Origin of the sequence: Legionella israelensis (genome assembly GCF_004571175.1) — a bacterium.
GTDB classification, from domain to species: Bacteria; Pseudomonadota; Gammaproteobacteria; order Legionellales; family Legionellaceae; genus Legionella_D; species Legionella_D israelensis.
In genome coordinates, this window is the sequence record NZ_CP038273.1 from 753,496 (window position 1) to 766,449 (window position 12,954).

The following is a 12,954-nucleotide window of genomic DNA, read 5'->3' on the forward strand; positions in this document are numbered from 1 at the left end:
AAACTTGCCAAAAGAACCAGCTATAAATACTATTCCTTCCTTGGCTTTTTCTTCTCAGTATATTGCTTTGACAATGGGAATTAATCTATGGTTACCGCCGCCACCTTGAAATTTATATTTGCCTTAACCATTTTCTTGATTAGTGCTATCGCTGGCTGGTATCCATTTAAAAAACGCCTGAAATATAAAGAGCATGTCGATTTCCCCATAGGTGAAACATTGGCTACTGGTGTTTTTTTGGGGGCAGCTCTACTACACATGCTTCCTGAATCAAACCATATTTTCCAGACCATGGGTTACGATTATCCTTTGGCTTATATTATTACAGGTTCTGTTTTTCTCTTTTTTCTCTGGTTTGAACACTTGGGAGAAGAGCTTTATCACCAGCAAAACCATCAACATCCCTCCTTTGCCATACTGGCCTGGATCATGTTATCGGTTCATTCCGTGATGGTCGGCGCTGCTCTTGGTTTATCACAACATCACTCACTGGTCATCATGATTTTCCTTGCCATCATTGCTCACAAGTGGGCAGAAAGTTTTGCCATTGCCGTGCAACTGAACAAAAGTTCACTAAATCAAAACAAGCGATTCTTTCTTTTCCTGATTTTTACTTTGATGACGCCCGCCGGTATCTTTCTTGGCTGGTATTCCGGTCGGGATTTGCAAACTGATTCTTTATTTGACCCTATTCTTATCGCAGCTTCTGCAGGAACATTTCTTTATTTGGGAACCTTACATGGTCTTGAGCGTTGTGTAATGGTAGAGCGCTGTTGTAATTTAAAAGATTTCAGTTATGTTATCATTGGATTTTTGCTCATGGCTTCGGTGGCAGTCTATGTCTGATTTTCTGCAACAAAAACCTTTAATACTAGCCTCAGGTTCAAAGATTCGTAGTAAACTTTTACAAAGCACCGGTTTGAAATTTGAAATTATACCTTCGAATTGCAACGAAGCGCTTATCAAGCAAGACTTTACCTCAAGAAACTGGACAGACCTTGGCTACCTGTTGGCCAGCCATAAAGCTTTTGAAGTCAGTCAAAGATTTCCAGAGCATTATATTATCGCCGCCGATCAGTTGTGCGTCATGGATAATCTTTTATTCGACAAACCGCTTGATCATTTCACAGCTGTAAATCATCTTAAGCAATTACAGGGAAAAACCCACCAGCAAATTGCCTGTCTTTGTATTGTTCAAAAAGGCAAAGTGCTTTGGCAAAGCCATGACATATCCACACTTAGGATGCGTACACTAAATGATCGTGCCATTGAATTATATTTGAAGAAAGAAAAACCATATCATAGTTGTGGCGCCTACCAGTACGAGACCTTGGGTAAATGGCTTTTCAATGACATCTCAGGCAAAGAGGATACGATATTGGGTATGCCCTTAATGCTTCTGATGAAAGCCTTACTGTCTTTGAACATTGTCTGGTTTGCACACTAACCCCTCCTTTCCCTTCTTCAGCCGTCCTCTATTTTAATGGATTTCTTGCACTCAACCATGGAAACAGGGAAAATACCTTCTTTAATATTTAACTCTTCAGGATCTTTTATGCGAATTAGCAAAATTCTTGGTCGAGAGATACTTGATTCACGTGGGCAACCTACGGTTGAAGCCGATGTAATACTATCTAATGGAAAAATTGGACGTGCAAGTGTACCTTCCGGCGCATCCACCGGCAGTCGTGAAGCCTGTGAGTTACGCGATAAGGAAAATGGGCGCTATTTTGGCAAAGGCGTCAAAAAAGCTGTTTATCATATAAATCATGAGATTGATCAGGCTTTAAAAGATTTTCCTGTCAATGAACAAGAAAAACTTGATTCACGTCTTTGTGAGCTGGATGGTACGGAAAACAAATCACGTCTTGGAGCAAATGCCATTCTTGCTGTTTCTTTAGCCTATGCCAGAGCCACCGCCTTTGCTCAGCAAAAACCTTTATTTGTTTCTTTAAACCTCAATGAAGAAATGTGCATGCCTGTACCGATGATGAACATATTAAATGGCGGGGCGCATGCGGATAACAATGTGGATATCCAGGAATTTATGATCATGCCTGTTGGCGCCCGTGATTTCAGTATGGCGCTGCAAATGGGAACGGAGATTTTCCACGTCTTGAAATCAGTGCTAAAAAAACAAGGACTTAACACCGCGGTCGGCGATGAAGGCGGATTTGCGCCTGATTTGCAGTCCAATCGTCAGGCTCTTGATATTCTTTCTGAGACAGTACATCAAGCAGGTTTTCATTTAGGTGTAGATATCGTTTTTGCTCTGGATGTGGCGGCTTCCGAATTATTTCATGAAGGAGAATACCATTTAGCCTCTGAAAAAAAGCAATTTTCCTCTCAACAACTGATTGATTACTATAGCGAATTACAGCGGTCTTACCCTATTATGAGTATTGAAGATGGCCTCGATGAAAATGATTGGCAAGGATGGCAGGAACTCACTCAACAGTTAGGACAAAAAATACAACTGGTCGGTGATGATTTGTTTGTAACCAACTCCCGCATACTTAAAGAAGGAATTGAGCAACACACTGCAAATGCCGTACTCATTAAAGTAAATCAGATTGGTACACTGAGTGAGACTCGCGAAACCATTCGCCTGGCTCATCAGCATCATTACCGCTGCATCATGTCACATCGTTCCGGAGAAACAGAAGACAGTTTTATTGCCGATCTCGCTGTAGCTACGGGTTGCGGACAAATAAAAACCGGATCCCTGTGTCGAAGTGAACGTATTGCAAAATACAACCAGCTTTTGCGTATTAATGAAATAGCTGCGCTGCCTTATAAAGGAATACGTGCCATAGTGCGTTAATCTGATTCTGTTTCTCCACTTCGTTTTGACGTTGTCATTCCCGCGAAAGGCGGGAATTTATGTAAGTGCTCAGTAAAGGATTTAATTTGCTCAAATTCCTATTGCAGCTTAAAATATAATTAAACTCATCCATTGGTAAACCATATGCGTCCTTTGCTGGCCGTTCTCATTCTTGCTCTTGTGATGCTGCAATATAAATTGTGGCTTGGCGATGGAAATGTTTTGCAATGGTTCAGCCTGGAAAAAAAACTATCTGATCACGAGCGTGAGAATGAAAAACTGGCAGCAAGAAACAGGACCATGGAAGCTGAAATTTACGAATTAAAACATGGCGAACAGGCTCTTGAAGAAAAGGCCCGCTATGAGCTTGGAATGATTAAAAACAATGAGAATTATTATCAGTTTGTTGATTGATTCACTCACATGTAGCAACTCAAGCCTTATGTTAAGGCGATTACCTCCACATTCAAAATTAAGAAATCAACTTCCTGCTTTAAACAGCCGTTGAACCATCTTGAACGAAAATAAACCTTCAAAATGCTCATAGCTTTCTCTGGACTTTGGCCATTTTTCAAGTAAAGGAAAGCAATAGATTAAAGACCATAGAAGCACATCGTCATATTTATCAAAATCGCTGTAAATCGATGAATTGAGAAAATAGAATGGTGCGAATTACCGCGGCATCAATGGCGGTATCTACACGGAGCTCTATTTGGGCCCCGCTATCAAGTAGCGGGGATTCGATCCCTAAAAAAAGCTAAAGTCGAGGCTATCTATACTGCGCCTTTTTAGCCTTATTTTCGTTCAACCTGAACTAAAATCCTACCGTTAGATAAATCTTCAATATAGGGTGATCTATTACAATGTGGATTATACGGCAATTAAATGAGCGCGTATGGAATCAGAGGGGACCCTGTCCCATAAACTCACTACATATCCCCCACTTCCTGAGCCAGTAGGCTTTACAGCTAACGCGCCTTGCCGCCTTAACGTTTGCATGTGCTGATTGAGACTTTCACTCACAAGTCCCCATTGTTTAAAACATAAACTGGATTCATTGATGGCATTGGACAGCTTTTTTATGGATTCTTCACTGCCTTTTTCCAAGGCTTCTTTTGCTTCTTTAACACTGTTTATCATCTTAGCATCAATATTTACAGCAAGTTCGTAATGGCTTTTCCATACCGATTCAACTTGTTGGATACAATGGGACGTTATCCCAATTTGAGAACAGGATGATAAGTACCATTTGGGTTTCCAGGCGAGTTTAATGGGTACAAAAGTACCTTGTTGAAAATACACCCCTTCTTCAGCCACTACTCCGGCAATATCCAATCCACTGCTCTGACCATGAAATAAATTCTCAAGCGATTTGGCAAAGAAATAAAGCTGGTCTTTGGGCAATAAATCCTGAGAAATAAACCAGCGACTCATTGCCACACAAAGTGCAGCCGAGGCACCCATACCCACTCCCAGAGGGATATCGCTGATTAAATGAAACTTTCCTTTGAGGCTATTCAGAGAGCGTCCCAACTGCTGGATTCCCTGCTCCAGCACACTCCAAAATAACAAATGCATATCTGCACCTGTTTCACCCTCATAATCTGCACTAAGGGTTGATGGTGAAGGAGAATATCTTAAAATTAACCGCTTGTCTTTGACAGGAAAAACTAGTGCTCCATGTCCTCGAATAACGGCATGCTCCCCTGCAAGAATCCATTTACCGTGAGTCACGGTCTCAAAGTTACAAGACATCATAATTGCCAATTAAATAATCCTGTTTAAAACGAAGAGCCATTTCATTTTGTTCAGGTCTATATAACAAATGAATATTCGGTCCGGCATCCATTGTTACAAGGGGGCCGTCTCCCTCGCGCTCCCATAAACCTCGTATATCACGCAGGGCTGTTTTCACATTATCCGTTATATAACTGAAAGGACGTTCGCAACTGGAAAATAAATGATGCATATCCTGAAATTCACGCCAGCAGATATGATAAGCCGCCGGCCAATCCTGAATGTTCAGGGCATTCATTAAGGACTTAAGGTTCTCTTCTGCGCGTGCCCTGCGAGTGGCATATTGTGGACTGGTACGAATTCTTTGATGAGCTTCGCTGGATGGAACGGACTTTTCATCATGGCTTATCACAATGACTTGATGTAATAATTTTTGATATGGAAAATCCATGGCTTTAACCTCTTCCCCATCCCATAATGCCCAAGGAGAAAAGAAAGATCGGCAGGATGAACCAGAACCTAAACGACTTAATTTAGCCTGCTCTTCAACGGAGGGAATGGCAGTATTGGTGAGTTCACACAAGGCCAGTACGGCACATTTGGTCAAGGCGGCAAAGCTGGAAGCAGAACTGGCAAGCCCGCTGCTCATGGGAAAATTATTGGAAGATCGTACAATAAAACCACCTTTGTAATTAAAATGTTCCTTTAATCGTTGCAGATGAGCAAGAAAACGTTGTTGAGCGGAGCTGGATAACTTAACCGGATTTACACCAGGAATCACTAAGGGTTCCCAAAAATCTTTTTTCGTCGGCAACAATTCCATCTTCACGCTGGTGATCAAATTATTCAGCGTATAAGACAATGAGGGATTTTCAGGAATATTTTTTTCCTCATCTATTTTTCCCATATATTTAATCAGGGCGATATTTGCCGGTGCTTGCGCAAACCATTGCATGAATTTCATCTCCTATCATTAATGGCCAGGGGCATCATTCCAAAGAATTTTATGGATCTGTATTTGAAAACGAACCGGTAAGTGATCTTCGATGATCCATTCAGCAAGTGATGTTGCATTGAGCTGATTCCAGCTGGGTGAAAAAAGCAGGTGTGCACGCTCATTTAACTTGAATGTCTTGATGAGTGTGCATGCCCATTCATAATCTGCCCGACTGCATAAAACAAATTTAATTTGATCATCCGGTTTTAAGTAATCAAGATTACTCATTTGATTTTTTTCATGTTCCTTTGAGTCAGGTGTTTTTAAATCCATTACGATCATCACCCGTTTGTCCACCTTGGAGATATCGCGTGCACCGCTGGTCTCCAGAGAAACTCTATAACCACTGTCACATAATTGCTTCAGCAGCTCAAGACAACCGGGTTGAGCCAGAGGCTCTCCACCTGTCACGCAAACGTAAAGACAATCAAATGAAGCAACATGATTTAAGACATCTTCTATATCCTGCAGAATACCGCCGGAAAAAGCATAAGCGGTATCGCAATATTGACAACGTAATGGACAACCGGTCAAACGGATAAAAACCGTAGGTAATCCCGTTGTCGTCGACTCTCCCTGTAAAGAATAAAAAATTTCCGTAATTCTTAATTGATGGTGAAGTCGCTTCATAAACCGTCAAGCATCTCCAGTTTCGACCTTGCTAATCGCGCCGTTGAAGTATCTGGATAGTTTTTTACAACTTCATGCAAACGTTGTTTTGCTTCATCTGTCTTGCCCGACGCTGCAAGGGCGTAACCCATTTTTAACAAACTTGCCGCCGATTTGCTGGAAGACGGATACTGGTTTATGACTGTGTCAAAATGAGCAATGGCCTGAGAATAATCATTTTTAACCAGATAAAGCTCGCCTAACCAATATTGGGCATTTGCTGCATAGCCCCCCTGGGGATATTGACGTACAAAATTCTCCATGGCCTTTATCGCTTCATCAAAGCGTTTCTGCTTGACTAAATCATAAGCTGCGAGATAACTGATTTGCTCATCGGCAGGATTCACTCTTGAGCCATTATGGTTCACTGGCCTAGCGGTTTTCTTTGTTAATTCTGGCTTTGTTTCATGGACTTTCCTTGATGATTCTATCGTCATTTCATCGGAGGGAGACTTCTCATTAACGCTTGAATGTCCATTTACGGATAAACGTGCATCCAGATCTTTATAAAAAGCAACCTGCTGTTGCTGTAATAATTTTAAATCGTGGGCCTGAACTTCCAGTTGACCGCGTAACTCCTGAATTTCCTGCTGCAATTGCTGAATCTTTTCTAAAAGCTTGGCATTATCGCTTGCCGTCGGCAAAGTACTTGTTGACGGCAACGCATCATCCATAGCAAGGGCGTTTTCCTCATTATCCTCAACTTCATCAAGCTGTGCCTTGGCAAGAGGAGCATCCATATCTGACTGTTCTTCCATAACGGCAAAATTATCGCTTTCATCAATCACTGGTACTTCTGCCCAGACAGACATTGGAAGTAGCACGAAAAACAGTACAGCAATTATCTTTTTTCCACCATTCATCGTGTCGCCTCATAAATAAATTCAACTCTTCGATTCTGCCGATGAGACGCTTGATCATGACCAAAACTAACCGGACGTTCCTTACCATAACTTACGATGCGAATCTGATTCCTGTTTACCCCTGACATACGCATAAGCTGCGCCACGGCATTTGCTCTTCGCTCGCCCAGTGCCACATTATACTCTCGGCTTCCACGTTCATCCGTATGGCCAGCAAGTAACACTCGTGCGCCTGGATGTGATTTCAGATATTCAGACTGAGCATTTAAAGAAGGCATGTACTTTCTATCAAGGGTGCTGTCATCGTAAGCAAACAAATAGACCTGATTGTGAGGAGCCTGTGTTGTATAAGATTCTCCTTGCACCTGTCCTCCAAACCGGTTCAATTTCCCTAAACCCTGCGCCGTGATTTCAGCATCAGACAATTCTGCTGCATCAGTACTGCTCGGCGCCTTAGAACATGACACGAGTAATAGTACACTTGCAGCAGCCATTCCCCATTTAAAAAACAACCCGGCTTTCATTGCTAAACTCCTTATATTATTGTTTGTTATTTTCATTGCATTGCCGATTACAACAGGTAAAAGAGAAGTGCGCAGAACCAATGTACTGGCCTTACAGTTTTGCCGCTTATTGTACAATTTTTTACAGGCTTATGCTATGAATTTTGTAACATGTTTTATTTATAAGTTGGTCTGCCTGATTTGAAATGACTTCCTCCTGTATACTTAATCACAAACTCAGCGATGGCCGCTGTCATTGCCTCTGTTGCTTTGTTTGCCGCCAGTACCCCCCCATATGGCGATTCCATAGGACTACATACCCGTTGGTTGATGATTCTTGAGGCAATCACCTGACCGTTTGTAATATCGGTTAACACAACTTTCACACTCAGTTCAATCACACTGGGTCTTTGCAAAAAGTTTTGATGCAGTTTTAATAACTGGGTGTCGAGTCTATAATCAGCCTGTTCAGCATATGGGCTGGATGCCACGGCATAAAAATAATTGCTGTGCTGCAGGCTTTGTAAAATCAAAGGATAAATCATGTCTGCCGGAGGGCTGACCCACGCATTATGTGCAAAAGCAGATAATTTAAAGGGTTTTATCATATAAAGCATTTGTTCTGTCTTATAACCGGCTACAGCCTCGGGCAAGGCAACAAGTATGGAAATTTTTTTCCTTGCTTTCATAAAATGTCGGGTACTGTATTTAGTCAGTTGATATTGATTGACCACTGGCACTTTAACCGGTGAGCAGGCAACCAATAAGCTGAATAAGAAGCAACTTACAGCCTTTAATGGTAGTCTCATTATTTTTCTCCCGGTCCAGGTTTAGGAGTGGTGGTGCCTCTCAGGATAATTGCGGGATTCTGACGCATTTGTACGCTTACGATCTCGAGATTTGCAGCAATATTATCAAGACGGCGTAAAAGGCTGACAGCCGATGGAACGGTGGATTGAGAAATCTGATCAATGGTCAGTTTACCTGCTTTCATGGTGGAGCTGACACTCTTTCCAGCCTCACTCACATCCGAGGCCATACCGTTAATCTGATGTATTGCAACTTTTAAATTTTTGACTAATTCCGGCAAATCATTGCTTATATTCGCCATGTTTTTCATGACCACGTCGGTTCTTGAAATTATTTGATCAATATTTTCACTGTTTTGAGCAAGTATGTTTGAGAATTTCTCCACGTGAGTCAATGTTTTTTTCATACTTTCAGCATTTTCCCGATCAAAAACCCGTTGAATTTCAATGCTCACTTTATTGATGTTTTCAGAAACGTTTTTTAATACTTTATCCAGTTGAGTAAATAAAGAAGGTTTGGAAGGTATAATTGGATAAGGCTGTCCTGGTTGTCTTTTCAAGGGCGTCAAATCCGAGTCATCGGCTGATAATCCCACATAAGTGACACCAGTGATGCCTTTAGAAATCAGCGTTGCATAGGTACTTGTAGTAATTGGCGTACCTTCTTCTATCGCTAATAAAAGAACAACTTGTTGCGGGTCCGTGCGATCAAGATCAATTTTTTTCACATAACCGACTTTGACCCCGTTGTAACTGACCTCAGAATCTTCACTAAGACCTGAAGCCGCTTCCTGTAAGCAGACCACATAGGTGTTGTATTTCTTTTTGTCAAAGCCAACAGAAAGCCAAAGCGCCGTCGCCAATAAGGCTGCGGTAAGAATGAGTACGATTAAACCTACGAGGGTATAATTGGCTTTCGATTCCAACAGAATCTGCTCCTGTTTATTATTAAATCTTTTACAGTTTAAATTTTACTGAAGTATTCAGCAATGAGTGGTTGTTCATTTTTCATTAATTCATGAATGGGCTCGACACTTAAAATTCGACCATCACCTATAAAGGCTACACGATCTGATGCCCTCTTCAAAGACTCCACGTCGTGACTGACCATAACTATGGTCAAATTCAAGGCATCTCTAAGAAACACGATGAGATCATCGAACTGCCTGGCGCTTCGCGGATCGAGTCCTGTGGTCGGTTCATCGAGAAATAACAGCTCGGGATCCATCGCGATAGCACGAGCGGCAGCCGCCCTTTTCTGCATTCCACCACTGAGTTCGGAAGGCAGTTTTCCAGCCGTTTCCTTCGACAACCCCACCAAAGCAATTTTCAACATCGCAAGCTCGCGCATAAAATCATCACTGAGTGAAGTAAATTCCTGCATGGGAAACATAATATTTTCCAAAACATTTAAAGCTGAAAATAAAGCGCTGTGTTGAAACAACATTCCCCACCGTCTTCTTAAGGCGTCAGCTTCAGCTCCGCTCAAACTTAAAATATCTTCTCCAAAAATATGAATTTTGCCTGCCGTGGGCTTGAGCAGCATTAACAGGCTGCGTAGTACAGTGGTTTTGCCGCTGCCACTTCCGCCAATAATGGCCAATATCTCCCCTTTTCTAACCTTAAGATTGATGTCCTTATGAACCCATTGTCCACCGAGATAATTTTTTAATCCTTCAATTTCGATGATCGTATCGGTCATTACAAGTTCATCCAACTGTAAATAATGGAATAAACAGCATCCGCCACAATGATTAAAAATAAAGCCTGTACCACACTTTTTGTGGTATGAGTACCCACACTGTCAGCACTTGATTTTACTCTAAAGCCCTGGAAACACCCAACTAATGCGATGAGAATGGCAAAAGTCGGCGCCTTGTATAAACCCAGCATCATTTGTTTTAAACCCACGGAATCTCTTAACCGAGTTAAAAAATCAATATAACTTATGCCAAGCATGTATTTGGACATGATCATTGCCCCTAAAATACTAAACACATCAGACCAGAAAATCAGCAGTGGAAAGGCCAGCAATAATCCTAAAACCTTTGGCATGACCAACAATTCCGTGGGTGAAAGACCCATGGTCAATAAGGCATCGATTTCCTCATTAATTTTCATACTTCCCAGTTGCGCTGTAAAAGCCGAGCTTGTTCGCCCAGCAACAATGATGGCAGTAATAAGGGGAGCAAATTCGCGAAAAATCGCCATGCCTGATAAATAGGCTATAAAGATATTGGCGCCGTATGTCTCAAGCTGTAAACCCATTTGATACGCCAGAACGATTCCGATAAGAAAGGATAAGAGTCCCACAATAGGGAGTGCCTGTATTCCTGCTGAATGAACAACGGAAATGATGCTGGGCAATTGGAAACGGCGCCAGTTACCAAAAGCCTCAAAAAGACGGGTGCTGAGATCACCGATTAAAATGATCAGTCCATCAAATTGATTGATTTTATGAATGGTTTCCTTACCGAGAGAATATAATAAGCTTTCTTTTTTTTCAGGAGGTATTTGATAACCCAGTGCATCTTCCTTGGATTTCACTAACTCCAATAATTCTTTCTGGGTTTGCGAAAAATGAACGAATTCAATCTCGTTACGACGTTTTTCCAAATCTGAGACACAAAGCCACAGAGCCACCGCTCCGGCACTGTCAAAAGCGCTTAAATCTTTACCGCTGATTTTCAATTTCTGAGCTTCTGGAAGACGGGACCGACGAAATTTTGCAATGAAACCATCCAATTCCAATATCGTCCAGTCACCTTTGCATTGAAAGCTATGTTCTGTATCGTCGAATGTCAATTCTGCTTTTACTTTTTTACTTTCTGTCATGGACGCCATTGCTAAAATTACACTAAATAGCCTAGGATAATATGAAATACCCCCTCACGGCAAAGCAGAAAATGAATAAAATTTTTTTTAATCGTTTAAGTCTGCACATTTTAATCGCCATTATTGCAGGAGCTGTCGCCGGACTCATTTTAAATCAACTTTCAGATAAAAATTTTATTCAGGAATATCTTATAGAAGGTATCCTTGACTGGGGAGGTAAAGCTTTTATCAACGCTTTAAAAATGCTTGTCGTTCCCGTGGTATTCGTCTCGCTGGTCTGCGGAACATTCAGCATGGATCATACTGGCCGATTCGGTTTAATTGCACTGAAAACGATCGCTTTATATCTATTCACCACTGTAATGGCCATTATGTTGGCTCTTTTTATAGCCGGCATAGCTAATATAGGGGTCACGGATATTAACTTAGCAAATAATATACAAAACGTACCTGAAATGCCCAGCATCAAGCAAACTTTACTGAATATTTTTCCCAGCAACCCGGTCAGAGCAATGGCCGAGGGCAATATGTTGCAAATCATTTTTTTCGCTCTGCTTTTAGGCATCGCCATTGCTCTTTCTGCAGAAAAAGGAGAGAAAATTCGCCAACTGTTTCGTGAAGCCGATGTCGTTATCATGAACCTTGTCCATCTTGTTTTTTGGATTGCCCCTTATGGAGTTTTTTGTCTGATTTCTGTACTGTTTGCTCGCCTGGGATTTGATTTGCTTGCCCATTTGGCTGGATATTTCATAACTGTCATTATTGTTTTGTTGATCCATGCGGCTGTGATTTATTCATTATTGTTAAAAGTACTCGCCGGTTTATCGCCCATTTTATTTTTTCGCAAGATGTGGACGGCCATGTTGTTCGCCTTTTCAACGTCAAGCAGCAATGCCTCTATCCCTGTCGTGATGGAAACTGCTGAACAGAAGCTGGGGGTCAAAGAATCCATTGCGGCTTTCGTGATTCCGCTGGGAGCTACTATTAACATGGATGGCACCACCATCATGCAAGGAGTGGCCACTATTTTCATCGCCAATAGTTATCACATCCCGCTAAGTGTATCCAGCTATTTAACTATTATTTTATTAGCAACTTTGGCTTCTATCGGTACAGCCGGCATACCGGGTGTTGGCCTGATAACTTTGACAATGGTATTAACACAAGTCGGCCTGCCGGTGGAGGGCATTGCCATGATTATTGGAATTGACCGTCTTTTGGATATGCTAAGAACCGTCGTAAATATTTGCGGTGATGCAACAGTGGCCTGTGTTGTCAGTAACAGTGAAAAGGAACTGGATAGAGAACGATTTAACCAAATCCATCAAAATCCTAAATTTGAACAAAATGAGTAGCCATCATTATCATTTTATTAATCATTGACGCTGACATGACAAAAAATTTGTCATATACGGACTGGACTTTAGTCATTTTTCAAGTAAAGAAATACAATAGATCAAAGACCATAGAAGCGCACCGTTATATTTATCAAAGTCGCTGTAAATCGATGACTTGAGAAAAATAGAATGGTGCGAATTACCGCGGCATCGACCTCGTTATCCACGCGAAACTCCATATGGATCCCGCTATCAAGTAGCGGGGGATTCGCCCCCTAAAAAATGGCTAAAATCGACACGGAGAATCATTGAAGAATCAGGTAGCAAAATTTTTTATATATTGTTATCTTGTTTAACTTCCTTTTAACCCACCTTCCACA

14 protein-coding genes are annotated in these 12,954 nt (G+C 41.6%); 5 read left to right on the forward strand and 9 right to left on the reverse strand.

Annotated elements, in window-relative coordinates:
• The first annotated feature begins 87 nt into the window (after positions 1 to 87).
• From E4T55_RS03270 to ftsB, 4 genes are all read left to right on the forward strand, one after another.
• Positions 88 to 846: a ZIP family metal transporter gene (locus E4T55_RS03270; RefSeq protein WP_058500626.1), complete on the forward strand. Its 759-nt coding sequence runs from the start codon at positions 88 to 90 to the stop codon at positions 844 to 846.
• Positions 839 to 1,447: a Maf family protein gene (locus E4T55_RS03275; RefSeq protein WP_058500625.1), complete on the forward strand. Its 609-nt coding sequence runs from the start codon at positions 839 to 841 to the stop codon at positions 1,445 to 1,447. Before E4T55_RS03270 ends, E4T55_RS03275 begins: the two co-directional genes overlap by 8 nt.
• 108 nt (positions 1,448 to 1,555) lie before the next feature.
• Positions 1,556 to 2,824 (forward strand): phosphopyruvate hydratase, encoded by a 1,269-nt coding sequence (gene eno, locus E4T55_RS03280; protein WP_058500624.1) that lies wholly within the window; start codon positions 1,556 to 1,558, stop codon positions 2,822 to 2,824.
• A 144-nt stretch (positions 2,825 to 2,968) separates the two neighbouring features.
• Positions 2,969 to 3,238: a cell division protein FtsB gene (gene ftsB, locus E4T55_RS03285; RefSeq protein ID WP_058500623.1), complete on the forward strand. Its 270-nt coding sequence runs from the start codon at positions 2,969 to 2,971 to the stop codon at positions 3,236 to 3,238.
• Between the two features lie 456 nt (positions 3,239 to 3,694).
• Here the strand turns inward: ftsB and E4T55_RS03290 are convergent, their stop codons facing one another.
• The 9 genes from E4T55_RS03290 to E4T55_RS03330 all read right to left on the reverse strand — a co-directional run bounded on the left by E4T55_RS03290 (position 3,695) and on the right by E4T55_RS03330 (position 11,237).
• Positions 3,695 to 4,579 carry a mevalonate kinase family protein gene (locus tag E4T55_RS03290; protein WP_058500622.1) on the reverse strand — a complete coding sequence of 295 codons (885 nt, stop codon included), beginning with the start codon at positions 4,577 to 4,579 and terminating at the stop codon, positions 3,695 to 3,697.
• On the reverse strand, positions 4,569 to 5,516 hold the full coding sequence (locus E4T55_RS03295) for a diphosphomevalonate decarboxylase (protein ID WP_058500621.1): 948 nt from the start codon (positions 5,514 to 5,516) through the stop codon (positions 4,569 to 4,571). Before E4T55_RS03295 ends, E4T55_RS03290 begins: the two co-directional genes overlap by 11 nt.
• An 18-nt stretch (positions 5,517 to 5,534) precedes the next feature.
• Entirely contained in the window at positions 5,535 to 6,188 is a 654-nt protein-coding gene (queE, locus tag E4T55_RS03300) for a 7-carboxy-7-deazaguanine synthase QueE (protein WP_058500620.1), read from the reverse strand.
• Entirely contained in the window at positions 6,185 to 7,090 is a 906-nt protein-coding gene (ybgF, locus tag E4T55_RS03305; RefSeq protein ID WP_058500619.1) for a tol-pal system protein YbgF, read from the reverse strand. The genes queE and ybgF overlap by 4 nt, the downstream gene beginning before the upstream one ends.
• Positions 7,087 to 7,614: a peptidoglycan-associated lipoprotein Pal gene (gene pal, locus E4T55_RS03310; protein ID WP_058500618.1), complete on the reverse strand. Its 528-nt coding sequence runs from the start codon at positions 7,612 to 7,614 to the stop codon at positions 7,087 to 7,089. Before pal ends, ybgF begins: the two co-directional genes overlap by 4 nt.
• A gap of 155 nt (positions 7,615 to 7,769) precedes the next feature.
• Positions 7,770 to 8,402 carry an ABC-type transport auxiliary lipoprotein family protein gene (locus tag E4T55_RS03315; RefSeq protein WP_058500617.1) on the reverse strand — a complete coding sequence of 211 codons (633 nt, stop codon included), beginning with the start codon at positions 8,400 to 8,402 and terminating at the stop codon, positions 7,770 to 7,772.
• On the reverse strand, positions 8,402 to 9,328 hold the full coding sequence (locus E4T55_RS03320; protein WP_082636459.1) for an MlaD family protein: 927 nt from the start codon (positions 9,326 to 9,328) through the stop codon (positions 8,402 to 8,404). The genes E4T55_RS03315 and E4T55_RS03320 overlap by 1 nt, the downstream gene beginning before the upstream one ends.
• Positions 9,329 to 9,366: 38 nt before the next feature.
• Positions 9,367 to 10,104, reverse strand: a complete 738-nt coding sequence (locus E4T55_RS03325; protein ID WP_058500616.1) for an ABC transporter ATP-binding protein — start codon at positions 10,102 to 10,104, stop codon at positions 9,367 to 9,369.
• The gene (locus E4T55_RS03330; RefSeq protein ID WP_058500615.1) at positions 10,104 to 11,237 is read right to left on the reverse strand and encodes an MlaE family ABC transporter permease; all 1,134 of its coding nucleotides are present in this window, start codon (positions 11,235 to 11,237) and stop codon (positions 10,104 to 10,106) included. The genes E4T55_RS03325 and E4T55_RS03330 overlap by 1 nt, the downstream gene beginning before the upstream one ends.
• Before the next feature lie 71 nt (positions 11,238 to 11,308).
• Between E4T55_RS03330 and E4T55_RS03335 the strand changes: the two genes are divergently transcribed.
• Complete coding sequence (locus tag E4T55_RS03335; RefSeq protein ID WP_058500680.1) at positions 11,309 to 12,592, forward strand: dicarboxylate/amino acid:cation symporter; 1,284 nt, start codon at positions 11,309 to 11,311, stop codon at positions 12,590 to 12,592.
• Positions 12,593 to 12,954: the final 362 nt, after the last annotated feature.